The following is an 18302-nucleotide window of genomic DNA, read 5'->3' as shown; positions in this document are numbered from 1 at the left end:
GTCGAGGTCGTCGTGGTCGTCGCGGGGGAGCCGGCCGCGGGCGTACCGGCCCACGACGGCGCGGTACGGCGTCCGGGCGGCGCGACCGGCTCCTCGGCCTCGGCGTGGCGGGGAGCCGCGGCGGCCTCCCGCGCGGCGCCGACGGCCTTGGCGGCCTTGGCGCCCGGAGCCGCCCCCTCGCCGGCCGGTTCCGCGAACGGGCTCATGAGCAGCAGCAGCGTCGCCGGGATCGTCACCCGGCTGGTGACTCCGCCGCCGGGCGTACGCGTCAGCGTGACCCGTACGCCCCAGCGCCGCGCCAGGCTGCCGACCACGAACAGGCCGAGCACCTTCGTCGGCACCAGGTCGAGGCGCTCACGGCGGATCAGCCGGGCGTTCTCCTCCGCCAGCCGCTCCGCGCTCATGCCCAGGCCGTGGTCGGTGATCTCGATCAGCGCGCCCTCGGCGCCGTCGCGCACCGACACCTCGACGGGGCTGCGCGCCGGGGAGAACGCCACGGCGTTCTCCAGGAGTTCGGCCAGCATCAGCGTCAGGTCGGCGATGATGTCGGGCGCGACCGTGACGTCGGTGTCCGCGAGCAGCGAGACCCGCTGGTAGCCCTCGATCTGGCCGAGCGCGGCGCGTACGACGTTGGTCAGCGCGGTGGGGCTGGCGTCCAGGCCCGCCTCGCGGATACCGGCGAGCAGCATCAGGCTGTCGGCGTTGCGCTGGAGGCGTACGGCCAGGTGGTCGATCCGGTACAGCCGGTCGAGCAGCGCGGGGTCGGTCTCGCCGCGCTCCAGGGCGTCGATCAGGGTGAGTTGACGAGCCGTCAGGTTGCTGACGCGACGGCCGACGTTGCCGAACATCTCGGCCACGTTGCGGCGGCTGAGCACCTGGCGTTCCAGCAGCGCCGCCGCGGTGGACTGCACGCGGTTGAACGCCTCGGCCAGGTCGCCGATCTCGTCGTGCGCGGTGACCGGCACCTCCTGGAGGCGCGGCGCCCCGGCGAAGTCCGCGTCGTCGTCGGCGACCCGGGCCAGTTCCTGCCCGGCCACCTCGGCGACCTGCGCCGCGGCCCCGGTCAGCACCTGCACCGGCCGGATCACCGAGCGGCGTACGGCCACGGAGAAGCCCAGCCACAGCACGAACGCCAGCAGCGCGCCGCCGAGCAGCCACGCGGCCCGCCACCAGGCGTCGTCGGACGCCCGGTCGGCGCGGTGCGCGATCTGGTCGATCAGCGAGCCGGTGATCTTCAGCCGGGTCTGCGCCTGCTTCTGGTAGTCCGGGTAGGACTTGAGGGCCTTGGTGAAGGCGGCCCGCACCTGCGCGGGTCCTGTGGCCTCCAGCGCGCTCGGGTCGATCTGGAGGCCCGCGTACTGGAGGGCGATGCCGTTCCAGACCGGGTTCATCTCGATCCCGGCCAGCTCCGTGCGCTGCGCGTCGCTGGCGAACCGCCCGAAGCGGCTGGCCTGGGAGACGTAGAGCTGCTGGTAGCCGACCGCGTTGTTGAACTCGATCAGCGCGTTGGCGTCACCGGTCTGCGCGGAGAAGACGCTGGTCTCGAAGGAGGCGTGCGCGGCCTCCGCGCGCAGCAGCGAGTCCAGCATGCTGCCGGTGCGGGTGGAGCTGAGGTTCGTGTTCAGATCGAGGCCGAGGCCGTCGATCAGGCCGTCCACGGTCGCGGTGTACGCCGGGTCGATGTTGTCGGCGGGCAGATAGCTCTGCTCGATGGTGCTCCGCAGGCTGCCGAGGCCGTTGATCTCCTTGAGGATCTGCGCCTCCGCGGCGGGCAGCCGCGATCCGAAGGTGGAGCGTACGTTCTCCACCTGCGCGTCCACCGCGCTGCGCGCCTGCCGGTAGGCGACCAGCGACGGGCGCTTGCCCGAGGTGGCCGATTCGTAGCGCACGGACAGCAGCAGCGCCTGCTGGTGCTCGGTCTCGACCAGGTCGACCAGTTCGGCGACCTGGCGGCTGTCGCGGACGAGCTGCGCGGCGGAGGCCGCGTCCTGGGCCTGGCCGACGAGGCCGGTGATCACGTAGGCGAGCAGCATCGCGACCACGACAAGCGGAACGCCGACGAGCACGTTGAGCTTGCGCCGGAACGGCCAGCGGTCGGCGAAGTTCCGTACCCCGCCCCTGACGTGTGGCTCCGGGTCGGGACGTGCCGACCCGTCCACCTCGTGCACGGACACCAAGCCTCCTCCGGAACCGCCTACCGGCTCGCCGACAACCGGATACGACGACAGTGGCGCAAAATGAACGCTTCTGTACGTAACCGGAATGAAGTGACCGGATACTCCCCGCGGTTGTCCGAGCACCGTGACCAACGTCGGGGAGACTACCTCGTCTTGACCACGGCTACCTGACCGCACCATCAATAATTTGTTACGGACACCACCGTACGGAACGGGAATCCCCGACCAATCCACCGGTGTTCAGACATCGATGCCGATCGGTGATCAGGCTGCTCTTGACTGACGCGGAAGCGGCTGGATTGGATCGCTGGGTAGCACTCGCAACCGCACGTGTGTACGTACCTGACGTACGTCCGCGTGTGTGGGTGCGCCTACGCCACGAGTACGCCCGATCAGAGACCGAAACTCCCCGAGCCCGGAAGCGGAAATCGTGACTTCTCACGTGAAGAGCACCTGGTCCAGCCCGAGCCACATACGCCGCCTCGCGGCGGTCGCCGTCGTCGCCGCCGTCGCGGCGCCCCTGCTCGCGGGTTGTGGTGACTCCGGCTCCGACAAGGCCAAGGACCCGCTGGCCGGGTCGAAGGCGAGCGGCGACACCGTGGTCGTCGGCTCCAACAACTTTCCCGAGAGCATCCTCATCGCCGACATCTACGGCGAGGCCCTGAAGGCCAAGGGGATCAAGGTCAGCTACAAGCCGAACATCGGCAGCCGGGAGACCACCTACGGCCTGCTGAAGAACGGTTCACTGACCGTACTGCCGGAGTTCAACGGCGCACTGCTGGCATACCTGGACGCCAAGGCCACGCCCACGACGGCCCAGGCCACCAACGAGGCGGCACTCGCCAAGCTCGACCCGAAGCTGACGCTGCTCGACATGGCGCCGGCCGAGGACAAGGACTCCCTGACGGTCAACGCGGCAACCGCCGCGAAGTACAAGCTGACCGAGAAGTCCACGATCGCGGACCTGGCGAAGTACGGCTCCGAGATCGCCATCGGCGCCTCTCCCGAGTTCCAGACCCGGCAGCAGGGCCTGGTCGGCCTGAAGTCGGTCTACAACCTCACGCCGAAGTCGTTCAAGGCGCTCGACGCGGGCGGCCCGCTGACCGTGGCGGCCCTGAAGAACAACAATGTGCAGGCCGCCGACGTCTTCACCACGGACCCGAGCATCCCCAAGGAGAAGTTCGTCGTCCTCCAGGACCCGAAGAATCTCTTCGGGTTCGAGAACATCATCCCGCTGGTCTACAAGAGCGGTCTGTCCAAGGAGGGCGTCGCCGCGCTCAACGCGGTGTCGGCGAAGCTGGACACCGCGACGCTGCTGGCCCTGGACACCCAGGTGCAGAGCGACAACAAGGACCCGCTGGAGGTCGCCAAGACCTGGCTGACCTCGATCGGCCTCGGCTGAGCCCGGCAGCGGGACCGATACAGCGCAGTGGGTACAGCCTCTGATTCCGAGACGCCGACGCACCGCACGACGGCACCCTCCGCCGAGGAGGGGGCCTTCGTGGTGCTCGACGGCGCCGGCCTGGACGCCGATGCCGTGACGCGGATCGCGGACCGGACGGCCGTACCCACCGTGCCGCCCGAGGCGCTGGCCCGCGCGGACCGCTCATGGCGGGCCGCGCGGCAGGCCGCCGCCGCGGGCCGGATGTACGGGCGGCACACCGGCGTCGGCGCGAACCGGCTCGTGCCGGTCAGCGACGAGGACCAGGCGGGACAGGACCTGCGGCTGCTGCGCAGCCACGCGGGCGGGGTCGGGGCGCTGCTCCCGGCCCGCCAGGTCCGTGCCGCGCTCGCCGTCCGCGCCAACCAGGCGCTGGCGGGCGGCTCCGCGCTCCAACCGGCCGTCGTCCAGGCCCTGGTGGAGGCGCTGCGGCTCGGTGTGCACCCGGCGGTCAGCGAATACGGGGCCGTCGGCACCGGGGATCTGACGGCGCTCGCCGAGACCGGTCTCGCGCTGATCGGCGAACGGCCGTGGCTGCACGAGGACGTGGAGCGGCAGCCGGATCCGGCGGACGCCTTCCGCGAGGGGCCGTGGCCGTCGCCGCTGTCCTCGTCTTCGCCGTCTCCTTCGCTTTCGCCGTCGTCCGATCCGTCGTCCGACGGTGAAGTGCCGCCGTCCGCCGATGGGTTGGACCCGGCCGCGGTGCCCGCGCCCTTCCCCGGCCGCGTCACCCTCCAACAGGGCGACGCGCTCGCGCTGATGAGCAGCGGCGCCTTCACCCTCGGGCAGGCCGCGCTGGTCTGCCACGACCTGGACATCCTGCTGCGCGCCTCGCACGCCGTGACGGCCCTCTCGCTGGCCGCCGTCTCCGGCTCGCTTGAGGCGTACGCGGCCCCCGCCCTCGCCATCCGCCCCTATCCGGGCGCGCTGCACGCGGGGGCCGAGGTCCGCAGACTGCTCGGCGTCCCCGACCGGCCGCGCGCCACCGGCCGCCGCATCCAGGACCCGTACGGCTTCCGGGCCTTCCCGCAGGTGCACGGCCCGGCGCTGGAGGCGGCCTGGACACTGCGCCGGATTCTGGACGTCGAGGTCAACTGCCCCTCGGAGAACCCGCTGATCGGCGAGGAGGGACCGGACGGCGGGCCGGTCGCCTACCACCACGGCGGTTTCATGGCCACGCCGGTCGGGCTCGCGCTCGACCACCTCTGCCTCGCCGTGCTCCAGACCGCGCAGTTGTCCGCCGCCCGGCTGACCGCCTTCGGCGACCCCGGGATCACCGGTCTGCGCTCCTACCTCGCCGGGGGCTCGGCGGCCAGTTCGGGCATGATGATCCTGGAGTACAGCGCCAATTCCGCCCTCGCGGAGATACGCGCCAGCGCCGTACCGGCCTCCGCCGGACACGCGGTGCTCTCGCGCGGGGTCGAGGAGGCCGCGAGCTTCGCCTCCCAGGCCACCCGGCAGGCGCTGCGCGCCGTGGACGCCTACCGGCTCGTGCTCGCCTGCGAACTCGTCGCCGCCGTACGGGCGTTGCGCCTGCACCCGGCGCTTCCCGCGCTGTCGGCGGGCGACGGTACGCACGCGCCGGTCTTCGCCGTCCTGGACTCCGCGCTGCCCACGGCCACCGAGGACCGGGCGCTGACCCCTGACGTGTCGCTCGCGGCGGACCTGCTACCGGAGCTCGCGGCGCTCTGACACCCGCCGCCGGGACCGCCCGGAAGGCCCGCGACCGGCAGCGCTACGAACGAGGCGGTCAGGGAAAGCCGCGCCACGCTCGCCCTCCGCGCCCCTGCCCTGCCGACCGGCACCGTTCGACCGCGACTGGGGCCGGACAGGCACTGAGCCTTACTCGCCGTCCGCCGGCAGGGCGGGGGCGGGGAGGCGGGGGAGGACTTCGGTGGTGTAGCTCTCGACCGTGGCGTCGAGGCCCACGTCGCGCTGGGCGCGTTCGGAGAGGTACCAGCGGTGTTCGAGGAGTTCGTGGTAGATCTGCGCCGGGTCGATGCGGGCGCGCAGGTCCTGGGGGACCGAGCGGACGGCGGGGCGGAAGACGTCGCGCAGCCAGCGGTGGGCGAGGACTTCGGGGCGGGCGGCGGGCAGGCCGTCGGCGGGGGCGTGGTCGTCCTGGGTGGCCATCCAGGACTCCAGGTCGTTGAGGAGGCTGCGGGCCTGGTTCTCCTCGGTGTCGAGGCCGGTCAGGCGCAGGAGCTGGCGCTGGTGGTGGCCCGCGTCGACGACCTTGGGCAGGAAGGTCACGGTGTCGCCCGCGGGTGAGCGCTCGATCTGCATCTCGGCGACGTCGAAGCCGAGGTCGTTCAGGCGGCGGATTCTGCGGTCGATGTAGTGCCGCTTGCTGGCCGGATAGACGGACTCGCGGGTCAGCTCGTGCCACAGGTCGGCGTAGCGGCGGACGATCGCCTCGCCGAACGGGACCGGGTCGACCGAGGGGTGCAGCGAGCCGCCCGCTTCGAGGTCCATCAGCTCGCCCGCGATGTTCACCCGGGCCAGCTCGATGTCGTACTCCCGCTGCCCGCGCGTGAGTTCGGGCTGGATCTGCCCGGTCTCGGCGTCCACCAGGTAGGCGGCGTACGCACCCGCGTCACGGCGGAAGAGCGTGTTGGACAGCGAGCAGTCGCCCCAGGCGAAACCGACCAGGTGGAGCCGTACGAGGAGGACGGCGAGCGCGTCCAGCAGGCGGTTGACGGTGTCGGGGCGCATCGTCGTCTCGAACATCGAGCGGTACGGCAGCGAGCCGTTCAGGTGCCGGGTGATGAGCGCGGGCTCCAGCGGTGTGCCGTCGGCGGCGGCCCGCCCGGTCACCACCGCGATCGGGTCCACGGCCGGTATCGCGAGCCGGTCGAGGTCCCGCAGCAGCCCGTACTCGCGTACGGCCGCCCACTCGCTGACCTCCTTGATCGCCACGACCTCGTCCCCGGCCCGCGCGAAGCGCACGACGTGCCGGGAGATGCCGCGCGGCAGCGCGACCAGTGAGGTGTCGGGCCACTCCTCCAGCGGCAGGTTCCACTCCAGGTCGAGCAGCGCCGACGGGTGCTCCGCGTCGGTGGCGGTGATCTGCAACGGCATGGTGTGCGCCTCTCGCTTCCTCGTCCCGGTCGCCCCGATGCTGCCATGCCCCGCAGGGGAAGCGGTGGCGCTCACCCGACCATACTCGGTATACATACTCAGTATGTATACCGAGTATGTTCCTCCCGGACGGACCGCGGTGCTGCCGCGGCGCACCCAATGGACGGACCAGGCGCTGCCCGCACGCCGGTGGCCGCACTGGCCGGTCCCGGTGGTCGTCGTCGTGGCGGCGGCGCCGCTGTACGCGCTCTGGGCGTGGCTGCTGGCCACCGGCGGCGGCGACCTCGCGGCCCAGGTCGCCTGGGCCGGTTTCGCCCGGCGCCACCCGGCCGCGCCGTACAACCTCGCCTGGTACGGCGGCATGCACACGATGGACTACAGCGTGCTGACCCCACCGCTCATGGCGTACGCGGGGGTCCGCGCCGTCTCCGTCACGGCCGGTCTGGTGGCGACCTGGGCGATGGCGGTGCTCCTCGTCCGGTCCGGGGTGCGGCGGCCGATGGTCCCGGCGCTGCTCGGCGCCGTCTGCCAGTGGTGCGACATCGCCTGCGGGCGCACGACCTTCGCGGTCGGCGTCGCCTTCGGGCTGCTCGCGCTGTGCCGGGTGCGAAGGGCGCCGGACCGCTGGGCGGTGCCCGCGGCCCTCGCGGCACTGACCGCGATGGCCAGCCCGGTCGCCGCGCTCTTCTTGTGGGTCGCGGGCGCGGGCCTGTTGGCGGCGGGCCGCCGCGCCGCCGCGCTCGCCCTGGCGGCGCCGCCGGCGCTCGTGCTGGGCGCGGTGTACGTGCTCTTCCCCTTCCAGGGCGAGCAGTTGATGAGCGGCGCGGCGATGGTGTGCCCGCTGGTGACCTCCGCCGCGCTCGCCCTGGCCGCACCCCGGTCCTGGCGCACGGTCCGGGTGGGGGCGGTCGCGTACGCGCTCGGCACGGTGCTCACCGCCTGTGTGGCCTCGCCCGTCGGCACCAATGTCGAGCGGCTGGCCGGGATCGCCGGACTCCCGCTGCTGGCGGCGGCGTTGGCGGAACGCGTGGCCGGACGCCGACGCCGCCGCCCATCCCTCGGGCGGGGCCGCGGCCTTGCCCTCATGCCCGCCCCAACCTCCGTACGTGGTGCGGTCCTCGCCGCCGTGCTGCTCTGCGCCCTCGGTCAGAACGGCTTCGCGCTGGTCGGCAAGACCGTCGGAGAACTCAGCATGTCCACCGCCGTCCCCGGCTGGGCCTCGCACACCGAGGGGGTGACCCGCGCGCTGCGCGCACTGCACGCCGACCAGCACCGCGTCGAGGTCGTTCCCGCCCGCAATCACCGCGAGTCGACCGCCTTCGCCGACGTCGTCCAGAACGCCCGCGGCTGGAACCGCCAACTCGACGTCGAGCGGGACCGGTTGTTCTACGGCGGGACGCTGCCGGACGGGACGCTTCCGGCCGCCGCCTACCGCCGCTGGCTCGACGACTGGGCGGTGGCGTATGTCGTGCTGCCCCACGGCGACGTGGGCGGCCCCGGCGCGGCCGAGGCCGCGCTGCTCGCCACCGGCGCCCGCCCCGACTGGCTGCGGCCGGTCTGGCGGGACCCGTACTGGACGGTCTTCGCGGTGGCGCGCCCGGTGCAGCTGGCCTCGGCGCCCGCGCGCGTGCTGCGGGCGGGCGAGGCCGACGTGACGGTCCGGCTGCCGAAGGCCGGGAGCACCGTCGTCCGCGTCGCCTGGTCGCCCTGGTTCCGGGTGACCGGCGGATGCGTGAGCCGCGCGGGCCGCTGGACGCGGATCACCGCGCCGTCCGCCGGCGACTACCGCCTATACAGCATATACAGTCGCGCTAAAAGGAGTTGCGGATAAAAAAGACGCTGTCTTTGCGAACCCGCGCGCATATGCCGACACCCGACGTACATCTTCATGCGGGTGCGCGCGAGCGTGTGTAGGGTATACGTTGTACACATGCTCAGCCATGCCCCATGGGGCAATTGACGGCACCGGCGCCGACCGCGATCATCGGCCAGCACCCTGGATCGGCCTGTGCGCCGACGCGGGGCGCCTCGGCAGCGGTGCTTCCACCACGGCATGGTCAACATCCATAGTCAGCAGCCAGATTCGCCGGATACGGCGACTTTCCACACTCTGGAGTCGGCATGACCGAAACGCCCCACCCCCCCGCTGCTTTAAGGTGGTGGACCCTGGCAGTGGTATCCGTCGGCACATTCATGCTCATGCTGGACCTGAGTGTGGTCTCGGTCGCCCTGCCCGGCATTCATGATTCACTGCACGCCAGCTTCAGCGGTATGCAGTGGGTGTTCGACGCGTATGCGCTGACGCTCGCGGCTTTCCTGGTGACCGCCGGATCGGTGGCGGACAGGACCGGCCGCAAGCGGCTCTTCCTGATCGGCCTGGTCATCTTCACCGCGGCTTCGCTGGCCTGCGGACTGGCCGGGGATATCGGGGTATTGAATGTCAGCCGCGGAGTCCAGGGTGTCGGCGGGGCCATCATGTTCGCGGTCGGTCCCGCTCTGCTCGGCCATGAGTTCCGCGGCAAGGAACGCGCCACTGCGTTCAGCGCGTTCGGCGCCGCGGTGGGACTCGCCGTCGCCACGGGACCGCTCATCGGCGGCGCTCTCACCAATGGCCCCGGCTGGCGCTGGATCTTCTATCTGAATGTGCCGGTCGGCCTGGTCACCGTTCTGATCGCGATGCGCAGGGTCCGCGAATCGCGGCTGCCCAGCGCCGCCGCACCGGACTTCGCCGGCATGGTGTCCTTCACCCTTTCGCTGGCCGCGCTGGTGCTGGCCATCATCCGCGGGAACACCGACGGCTGGTTCTCCGGCACCAACATCGCGCTGTACGCGGTGGCCGCGGTGTGCCTGGCGGTCTTCCTCGCGGTGGCGCGGTCCCGCGGCGAGCAGGCGATGTTCGACACCCAGCTCTTCCGCAACCGCACCTTCCTCGGCATGTCCGCGACGACCTTCCTCGCCAACGCGGCAGGTCTGCCTCCGATCTTCCTGGTCACGACATATCTGCAGAGCGTCGAGGGCGCCTCCGCCTGGTCCGCGGGCCTGCGCTTCCTGCCGCTGACGCTGGCGATGTTCTTCTTCGGCGCGCTGGCCGGCGGACTCATCGGCAAGGTCCCCTTCAAGGTCCTCGTGGCGACCTCCCAATTGGCCCTGGGCATCGGTCTGCTCCTCCTCCACCTCAGCAACGCGAGCGACAGTTGGACCTCGCTGATCCCTGCCCTGATCGTGATCGGCTTCGCCTTCGGCCTGTTCAACCCGACCCGTGCGGCGCTCGCCATCGGTGTCGCGGAACCCGCCAAGGCCGGTGTCGCCTCCGGCATCAGCGAGACGTTCCAGCAGGTGGGAACTGCTCTGGGCATCGCGGTCGCGGGTGCGTTCTTCGAGAACCACGTCACCAGCGCCTTCAAGGCGTCCGACGCCGCGGCCACGCTCACCAGCGCCCAGAGCGACAAGATCGCCAACGGGATCAGCGCGGGCAGCATCGACGAGGCCGCGCACTCGGCGGGCCCCGGCCTGGCCGACAAGGTGCTGGCCGCCGGGCGCGACGCGTTCACCACTGGCTTCCACGACGCTATGACCCTGTGCGCCGTGTTCGCCTTCGTCGCCGCGGTGATCGCCGCGCTGACGCTGCGCCACAAGGACCTGCACGAGAGCGCGTTGACCGGCATCCTGCCCGAGCTGCCGGAAGAGGGCGAGGAGTCCGTCCGCGAGGCGGCGCCGGCCGGACAGCGCTGACGGCACCCGCTCGGCAGCACTGACGGCACCCGCCGGGCAGCACTGAGCCGGCTCAGGAGGACCGCCCGCGGCGCCGTACGACGGGCGGCCGCACGGCGAGCGTGACAGTGGCGGCGGGCCCGCGGAAGCGGCCCGCCGCCACTGTCGTTGTCGCCGCGCTTCACAGGAATTCACTTTGACCGATCTGGTCAGTAATGCGACGGCGTCCCGGTGACCAGCCCATTTTGAGTCCCGTAGGGAAAATGCGCTGGTCACCGGGATGAGTTCCGGTCATCGGGACGCGTTCCAGTATGGTATTGCCATCGGAACTGCCGGACGCTAGGCTGTCAAACAATTCCAGTACTGATACGGGGGTATGCGAGTGCTGGCACGAGAATATTCGAGGTCCGACACCTGGTCGGCCTCTCACGCACGGTTGATCGACCCCGCACCACCAGGCCGTATGGCCGGTGACGTCCGGGCATCCCGTCCATCCGTGCCTTCGGGCACGAATCCACGGGAACCGCAATCCGTGATCTCGCACAATTGGTGACTTCGGCTGGAGCCTGACGCGCCGCCGAGGCACTGAGCAGCCGTTGTGCCGAGGCACGACTTCACCGCGCTTCACCGTTCCTCTCGCCGAGATTTTTCGCACCCAAAAGCCCAATGCCTGACTTTGCCATGCCGGAAATCAATTCCCCACGAGGGTGCCGGCCCGGTCAAGCATGCGCAGGTCCGTACGAGTGTCACTGCATTTCGTCAGCAACCACGCTCTTAAGGGGACGCAAGGTATGAAGCCGCTCGGCTTAATCGACCGTGTCGATCTTCCGGTCGATAAGATTCCCACCCGTTGGTACAACGTCATCCCGGATCTGCCCCGGTTGCCCGAGGAGTACATCGACAACTCGACCGGCAAGAAGGTCACGCGGGAGTGGCTGGAGCGGCTGTTCGTCAAGTCGATGGCCGCGCAGGAGACCTCGCTGGAGCGCTGGATCACGATCCCCGAGCCGGTACGCGAGGCGTACAAGCTCTGGCGGCCGACCCCGCTGATCCGCGCCGTCGCGCTGGAGCGGGAGCTGGGCACACCGGCCCAGATCTGGTTCAAGTACGAGGCCACCTCGCCCAGCGGCAGCCACAAGCTCAACTCCGCCCTCGCGCAGGCGTACTACGCCAAGCGCGACGGCCACACCCGGCTGGTCACCGACACCGGCGCCGGCCAGTGGGGCAGCGCCCTGGCCATCGCCTGCCAGATCTTCGGCCTCGACCTCACGGTCTTCATGGTGCGGGCGAGCTACCACACCAAGCCGTACCGCCGGAATCTGATGGAGACCTACGGCGCCGAGGTGCGGCCCAGCCCCGGTGACACCACGGACTACGGCCGCAAGCTCCTCGCGGAGTACCCCGACCACCCCGGCAGCGAGGCCACCGCGGTCAGCGAGGCGCTGGAGTGCGTCGACGCCGACGAGGGCACCCGCTTCGCGGTCGGCGCCTTCTCCAACCACTGCCTGCTGCACCACTCGGTGATCGGCCTGGAGCTGAAGGAACAGCTCAGGATGATCGGCCGGACCCCCGACTACCTGATCGCCTCGGTCGGTTGCGGGTCCAACCTCAGCGGCTTCGCCTCGCCCTTCGTCGAGGACAAGCTCAACGGCGCCGACATCACCATCCTGGCCGCCGAGCCGGAGGCGTGCGCGCCGCTGACCTACGGCGAGTACCGGCTGGACTTCGCCGACTCCAACGGCCGCGGCCCCGGTGTGCACACCTACACCCTCGGCCACGAGTTCGTGCCGCCGCCCATCCACGCGGGCGGCCTGCGTTACCACGGTTGCGCCCCGATCGTGGGTCTCATGCGGCACGAGGGGCTGCTCGACGCCGAGGCGTACGGGCAGGTGTCCGTCTTCGACGCGGGCACCACGTTCGCCAAGCTCCAGGGCTACCTCCCGGCCCCCGAGACCTCGCACGCCATCCGGGCCGTCATCGACAAGGCCCTGGAGTGCAAGCGGACCGGGCGCGAGGCCACCATCGTGTTCAACTACAGCGGCCACGGCCTGCTGGACCTGGGCGCGTACGGCCGGTACAACGAGGGCCTGCTGCGCGACGTCGAGAAGGAAGACTTCGTCGCCCCCAGCATGGAGGGCCTCCAGGCATGAGGTCCTACCCTCAGTACATCGACGGCAAGGACGTCGAGGGTGCTCGATGGACGTACGTCCTGCGCGCCTCGGCGTACCTGAAGGAGAACCGCCCGACGTTCAACCTCAAGAGGGCGCTGGAACTCGGGCGGCCCGTGGAGTCGACCGAGGCCGTGGTGGCCCGGTGCGCGGTGGGCGCCCCCGAGGACAACGACCGGGCGCTGGAAGCGGCCCGCAGGGCGAGCCGGACCTTCCGGCTCCTCCCGCAGGAGACCCGCAGCCAGATCGTCCTGGAGTTCAACGAGACCCTGGCCGAACGGTCCGAGGAACTCATCGACATCCTCATCGCCGAGGGGCACCCGCGCCGGCTCGCCCAGTGGGAAGTCAGCGGCATGCTGCGCTGCTGCGACGAGCCGACGGTCCGCTGGTACGAGAGCCAGCTCCACCAGGAGTTCGCGCCGCAGGGCCGCACGCTGGAACTGGTGCGCAAGCCCGACGGCGTGGTGTGCGTCAACCCTCCGCAGAACGCGGCGGGTTCGAACTCCACGCTGGGCGTGCTCGCCCTCCTGGCGGGCAACACCCTGGTGGTGAAGGCGCCGCGCACCACGCCGCTGAGCGTGTTCTTCGTCTACCGCGAGATTCTCGCGCCGATCCTGGAGAAGCACGGCGCGCCTTCCGGGACGCTCAATGTGATCTGCGGTCACACCGAGCAGGTGCTGCGGACCTGGCTCGCCAGCCCGCTGGTGGACGACATCCTGTTCTTCGGCGACAGCGCCGCGGGTCTCAAGCTCGGCGAGGACTGCCTGCACAACGGCAAGAAGGCGATCCTCGAACTCGCGGGCAACGACGGCTTCGTGGTCTGGAAGGACGCGGATCTCGAAGCCGCCGCGCGGGCCCTGGAGGAGTCGTTCTACGGCTCCAGCCAGATCTGCATGGTGCCGAAGTACGCGATCGTGCACCCCGAGGTCGCCAACCGCTTCCTCGAGGTGTTCGTGGAGCGCGCCAAGGCCATCGTGCCCGGCTACCCGGAGAACCCGGAGATCCTGCTCAGCCCGGTACTGAAGGTCGACGGTTTCTTCGACTTCCTGTCCGAGGCCGAGACCAAGGGTGCGTCCGTGCTCTGCGGCGGCACGCGCGTGGACGTCGACGGCGAGACATCGAGCACCGGGATGTTCTGCCTGCCGACGGTCGTCAGGGTCGACGGACTCGCCGAGTCGCGGGACCTGTCCTGCGTACGCGAGGAGACCTTCTTCCCGCTGCTGCCGGTCGTGGTGCCCGAGGCGACCACGGACGACGACGCGCTGCTGGAGGACATCATCGACTTCCTCAACGCCAACAAGTACGGGCTGCGCAACTCGGTGTGGACCGGCGACGAGCAGACCGCTCACCGGTTCGCCGACGGCGTGACCAACGGCGGCCTGTTGAAGGTCAACGACTCGCACATCGGGTTCAACTCCATCCTCTCCACACACGGTGGCAACGGCCTCACCGGCGGACCGTACGGAGAGCTGAACTACGCGGGACTGCGCACCACGCACCTCCAGGGCATTTCGTGGGGTGACGGTGATCCGCGTCCGCTGGACTCGCAGATCGTCCCGGCCGGCGAAAGGGCGCGGAGCTAAGACCATGACGACCAAGGGCCTGGCCGGGAGCGAACTCCGGCGAAACCGTACGGACGCCGAGCACTTCGACGTCATCATCGTGGGCGCCCGCTGTGCCGGGTCGCCGCTCGCCACGCTGCTCTCGCGCGCGGGCCTGAAGGTCGTCGTGGTCGAGCAGGCGACGTTCCCCCGTGAGGTGCTCTCCTCGCACCTCATGGAGGCGGACGGTCTCCTGTTCCTCAAACGCCTCGGTGTGCTCGACTCCGTCGAGAAGACCGGTGTGCGTTTCATGCGCCGCGCCGACACCAAGCTCAACGACTTCCATGTCGTCTCGCAGTTCCCGCTGCGCTTCGACGACGTGGGCGGCGCGACCTTCCTGCGTCGGCACCTGCTCGACTCGATCCTCCACGAGGCCGCGGTCGAGGCCGGTGCCGACGTCAGGATGGGCACCAAGGTCGTCGAGATGCTCTGGGAGCGCGGCCGGGTGGCCGGTGTGCGCGCCCAGCACGACGGCAAGGAGACGGTGCTGCGCGCACCGCTCGTCGTGGGCGCGGACGGCCGCAACTCGACCGTCGCGTACATGGTCGGCTCGCGCAAATACAACGTTGTACCCAACGAACGCTCCTACTACTTCACCTTCTTCGAGGGCGCGCACCCGTCCTCCGACGACACCTTCGTCTTCCACCGCTGGGGCGACCGGATGGTGTGGGCGGGCCCCGCGGACAACGGCCTGTACCTGGTCGGCGTCTCTCCCGAGGGGCACGAACGCGAGTACTTCCGCCGCAACACCGAAGCGGGCCTGCTGGCCCACATGCGGGCCTGCGAACCGACCGCGGAGGCGCTGGCCGACGCGAAGATCGCCACCAAGATCTCCGGCATCGTCAAATTCGAGGGCTACTTCCGGCAGTCCTCGGGGCCCGGCTGGGTGCTGGTCGGCGACGCGGGCCACTTCAAGGACCCCTCCGCCGGCCGCGGCATCGGCGACGCCTTCCGCCAGGTGGAGCGCCTCGCGCCCGCCATCGTCGCCGCCCTCGGCCGCTCCGGCCCCGGTGTGTCGGCGCTCGGCCAGGACGAGACGCTGCGGCTGTGGACGCAGTGGCGCGACCGCCGCTTCGAGGGCCACTACTGGCTCGCGAACATCCTCGGCGAGGCGGGCGCGCTGCCCTCCGCCGTGCCCGAGGCGCTCAAGGGCATGGCCGAGCGCGGCGAGATCGGCCGCTTCCTCGACCTCTACCACCACCGCTCGAAGTACTACGAGGTCTTCCCGCTGACCGACATGGCCGTGATCACCGGACGGATGATGCTGTCCGGCAAGCACAAGCGGCTGCCGCTGGTGCGGGAGACCGTCAAGCTGCTGGCCCGCGAGCCGCGCCGCCGGTGGATGAACCGCCACCCGCAGTTGGTGTCCTCCGACGTCACCGCGGCCCCGCCGGTACGCGTACGGCCCGTCCCGGTCTCCGCCGCCGACCCGCTCCCGGCCCCGGCGGACGGCGCGAAAGGCGCGAACGGCTCCCATGGCGGCAACGGGACCAACGGGACCAAGGGCGGCAACGGGCCGGTACTCAAAGACGCCGATCAGAAGAACGCGGAGGTCTGAACGTGCTGCATGTGACAGACGAGCCCAGCGCGGAAGCCGACGTCATCGTCGTCGGCGCGGGCCTCGCGGGACTGACGGCGACCCGCGAACTGAAGGACGCCGGGTGGACCGTCAAGACGCTCGAAGCGCGCGAGCGCGTCGGCGGACGGCTCAAGGGCCTCGACGTGGGCGGCGGCAAGGCGGTCGACCTGGGCGGCGAGTACTTCGGCGACAAGAGCACGATGATCGCCGAGACCGCCGCGTCCGTCGGCGTGACCGGCTTTCGCAGCTACGACGAGGGCGAACGCCTCACCTTCGTCAACGGCCGCCGCCACGCGTACTCCGGCCTCTTCCCCTGGCGGATGGGCCCGGCCGCCATCGCCGACCTCGGCCAGGCGATCCTGAAGATCGAGCGGATGGCGAAGTCCGTCCCGCCGGACGGCCCGTGGAACGCGCCGAACGCCGAGAAGCTGGACAGCCAGACCCTCTGGTCGTGGATGCAGCGCAACGTCACCACCTCCACCGCGCGGGCCTTCATCACCATGATGATCGAGGCCGCCTTCTGCGCCCGCCCGGCCGACCTGTCGCTGATGCACGTGCTGTACTACGCCAACGCCTCCGGCGGCTTCCGCTACCTGCTGGAGGTCAGCGGCGGCATCCAGCGCTACCGCTTCGACGGCGGCGCGCACAGCATCCCGAAGAAGCTGGCCGCGCGGATGCCCGACGAGGTTCGCGTCGGCGCCGCCGTCCGCACCATCGAGCAGCGCTCCGACTCCGTCGTGGTCTCGGGCCCCGGCTTCGAGTACCGCGGCCGATGGGTCGTCGTCGCCATCCCGGTCACGCTCGCCGGACGCATCACGTACGCGCCCTCGCTGCCCGGCTACCGCGACCAGTTCGCGCAGCGGATGCCCGCGGGCGCCGCCATGAAGTGCCTGGCGGTCTACGACGAGCCGTTCTGGCGCGCCGCCGGGCTCAGCGGCCAGATCACCAGCAGCGACGGCCCGTTCCGGGTCGCCTTCGACACCTCGCCCGCCGACGGCAGCCCCGGCGTGATGTCGGCCTTCGTCACCGGCTCCGCCGCCCGCGCGCTGACCCGCCTGTCGCCCTCCGAGCGGCGTACCGCCGTACTGGACGGACTGGTCGCCGGGCTCGGCGCGAAGGCGGGCAAGCCCCGCGAATTCGTCGAACAGAACTGGCTGGACGAGGAGTTCACCCGCGGCTGCTACCACGGCTTCGGGCCGCCCGGACTGTACACGGCGTACGGCAAGGCGCTGCGCGAGCCGATCGGCCGCATCCACTGGGCGGGCACCGAGAGCGGCGTCCACCAGATGGGTTCGATGGGCGGCGCCGTCGACTCCGGCCGCCGGGTGGCCCGCGAGCTGTTCGCGCGGGCGGCGGAGGAGCGCGGCGAGGAGCGCAAGCCGGACACCACGATCAGCGGCGCGGTGAGCCATGGCCAGTAGACCCAAGCGCCCCGCGGCCCCGCCGCCGCTGCTCATCGTGGGCGGTTACGGAGTGGTGGGCGAGCACGCGGCGCGGCTGATCCGGCAGCGCCACCCCGACCTGCCGATCGTGCTGGCGGGCCGCAACCCCGAGCGGGCGAAGGCGCTGGCCGCGCGGATCGGCGCGAGCACCGCCGTCATCGACGTACGCGCCGAACGCCCGCTGGGGGCGCTGCCCGAGCAGCCCGCGGCCGTTCTCGCCGTGGTCAGCGACCCCGGCGACCACCTCATCGTGGACGCCATGCGCCGGGGCATCCCGATCGCGGACATCAACCGCGCGGGCCACGCCGGGATTCTCGACGTCACCGTCGCGGTCTCGCGTGAACGGCCCACGTCCCCCGTGCTGTTGTCGGGCGCCTGGTACGCCGGGCTCAACGCGCTGATGGCCGCCGCGGCCGTCCGCGAACTCGGCCGCGCCGAGCGGGTGGAGATCGCGGTGCTGTCCTCGTCGGACGACAAGGTCGGCCCCGACTCGTGGGGCTTCGCCGAACGGCTGGCCTGGCCGTACTACGCGATGCGCGACGGCAGGCGGCAGCCCACGCACCCGCTGACCGGCCGCCGCCCGGTGCGCTGCGCCGACGGCAACGAGCGGCCCGCCGCGTATGTGAGCACGCTGGAGCAGACCACCGTGCCGCTCACCCTCGGCGTGCCGACCGTCGAGACCCGGATCGCGCTCCAGAGCGTTCCGTCGCTGTACGCGATGATCGGGCTGAAGCGGTCCGGCGCGCTGCGGGCGCTGACCAAGCCGCCGCTGCACGGGGTGCGCGCGGCGCTCTTCCAGAGCGCGGGCACCGGCGACTTCTGCGGGCTCACCGTCACCGCGCACAGCGCGAACCGCTCGGTCTCCATCGACCTGCTCGACACCCGCGGCCAGGGCCACCTCAGCGCGATGGGCGCCGTCCGCGCGGCCGAACGCGTGCTGAGCCGGGACCTGCCGGCCGGGATCTCGTTCCCCGAGCAGTCCGCGGAACCCGAGACGGACATCGAGATGTTGCGGCAGGCCGGAGTCGTCGTCCGGCTCACCGGCTTCGCCAAGGAATTCCCACCGACACCGGCTCCCAGTGCCACGACGTGATGTCGATGG

At 71.0% G+C, this 18302-nt stretch carries 11 protein-coding genes; 9 read left to right on the top strand and 2 right to left on the bottom strand.

Features of this window, described 5'->3' with window-relative positions:
- Positions 1-2174, bottom strand: a 2174-nt coding sequence (locus BGM09_RS13815) for a sensor histidine kinase (RefSeq protein WP_317452693.1), incomplete at its 3' end; no start/stop codon positions are given.
- 433 nt (positions 2175-2607) lie between these two features.
- Between BGM09_RS13815 and BGM09_RS13810 the strand changes: the two genes are divergently transcribed.
- Positions 2608-3579 carry an ABC transporter substrate-binding protein gene (locus BGM09_RS13810; protein WP_188281837.1) on the top strand — a complete coding sequence of 324 codons (972 nt, stop codon included), beginning with the start codon at positions 2608-2610 and terminating at the stop codon, positions 3577-3579.
- 99 nt (positions 3580-3678) lie between these two features.
- Positions 3679-5310: an aromatic amino acid ammonia-lyase gene (locus tag BGM09_RS13805; RefSeq protein ID WP_317452692.1), complete on the top strand. Its 1632-nt coding sequence runs from the start codon at positions 3679-3681 to the stop codon at positions 5308-5310.
- A gap of 150 nt (positions 5311-5460) precedes the next feature.
- Here BGM09_RS13805 and BGM09_RS13800 read toward each other — a convergent pair whose 3' ends face one another.
- The gene (locus BGM09_RS13800) at positions 5461-6699 is read right to left on the bottom strand and encodes a DUF4032 domain-containing protein (protein ID WP_188281835.1); all 1239 of its coding nucleotides are present in this window, start codon (positions 6697-6699) and stop codon (positions 5461-5463) included.
- A 103-nt stretch (positions 6700-6802) separates the two neighbouring features.
- Here BGM09_RS13800 and BGM09_RS13795 point away from each other — a divergent pair, with 103 nt between their 5' ends.
- From BGM09_RS13795 to BGM09_RS13765, 7 genes are all read left to right on the top strand, one after another.
- Entirely contained in the window at positions 6803-8530 is a 1728-nt protein-coding gene (locus tag BGM09_RS13795) for a hypothetical protein (RefSeq protein WP_223186827.1), read from the top strand.
- Between the two features lie 290 nt (positions 8531-8820).
- Positions 8821-10431 carry an MFS transporter gene (locus BGM09_RS13790; RefSeq protein WP_188281834.1) on the top strand — a complete coding sequence of 537 codons (1611 nt, stop codon included), beginning with the start codon at positions 8821-8823 and terminating at the stop codon, positions 10429-10431.
- A gap of 770 nt (positions 10432-11201) precedes the next feature.
- Complete coding sequence (locus BGM09_RS13785; protein ID WP_188281833.1) at positions 11202-12560, top strand: TrpB-like pyridoxal phosphate-dependent enzyme; 1359 nt, start codon at positions 11202-11204, stop codon at positions 12558-12560.
- Entirely contained in the window at positions 12557-14161 is a 1605-nt protein-coding gene (locus BGM09_RS13780) for an aldehyde dehydrogenase family protein (RefSeq protein ID WP_188281832.1), read from the top strand. Before BGM09_RS13785 ends, BGM09_RS13780 begins: the two co-directional genes overlap by 4 nt.
- Before the next feature lie 4 nt (positions 14162-14165).
- Entirely contained in the window at positions 14166-15737 is a 1572-nt protein-coding gene (locus BGM09_RS13775; RefSeq protein WP_188281831.1) for an NAD(P)/FAD-dependent oxidoreductase, read from the top strand.
- 2 nt (positions 15738-15739) lie between these two features.
- On the top strand, positions 15740-17179 hold the full coding sequence (locus tag BGM09_RS13770) for a flavin monoamine oxidase family protein (RefSeq protein ID WP_188281830.1): 1440 nt from the start codon (positions 15740-15742) through the stop codon (positions 17177-17179).
- Positions 17169-18293 carry a hypothetical protein gene (locus BGM09_RS13765; protein ID WP_188281829.1) on the top strand — a complete coding sequence of 375 codons (1125 nt, stop codon included), beginning with the start codon at positions 17169-17171 and terminating at the stop codon, positions 18291-18293. Before BGM09_RS13770 ends, BGM09_RS13765 begins: the two co-directional genes overlap by 11 nt.
- The last annotated feature ends 9 nt before the right edge of the window (positions 18294-18302 follow it).

The sequence above is a fragment of the Streptomyces sp. CBMA29 genome (assembly GCF_014596445.1).
Taxonomy (GTDB): domain Bacteria; phylum Actinomycetota; class Actinomycetes; order Streptomycetales; family Streptomycetaceae; genus Actinacidiphila.
The sequence above is the reverse complement of the archived record's forward strand: the minus strand, read 5'-3'. Positions and strand labels throughout refer to the sequence as shown.

Coding starts and splice junctions, on each gene's coding strand:
- BGM09_RS13785 (WP_188281833.1), top strand. CDS start 11,202: ATGAAGCCGCTCGGCTTAATCGACCGTGTCGATCTTCCGGTCGATAAG.
- BGM09_RS13775 (WP_188281831.1), top strand. CDS start 14,166: ATGACGACCAAGGGCCTGGCCGGGAGCGAACTCCGGCGAAACCGTACG.
- BGM09_RS13795 (WP_223186827.1), top strand. CDS start 6,803: ATGTATACCGAGTATGTTCCTCCCGGACGGACCGCGGTGCTGCCGCGG.
- BGM09_RS13790 (WP_188281834.1), top strand. CDS start 8,821: ATGACCGAAACGCCCCACCCCCCCGCTGCTTTAAGGTGGTGGACCCTG.
- BGM09_RS13765 (WP_188281829.1), top strand. CDS start 17,169: ATGGCCAGTAGACCCAAGCGCCCCGCGGCCCCGCCGCCGCTGCTCATC.
- BGM09_RS13800 (WP_188281835.1), bottom strand. CDS start 6,699: ATGCCGTTGCAGATCACCGCCACCGACGCGGAGCACCCGTCGGCGCTG.
- BGM09_RS13780 (WP_188281832.1), top strand. CDS start 12,557: ATGAGGTCCTACCCTCAGTACATCGACGGCAAGGACGTCGAGGGTGCT.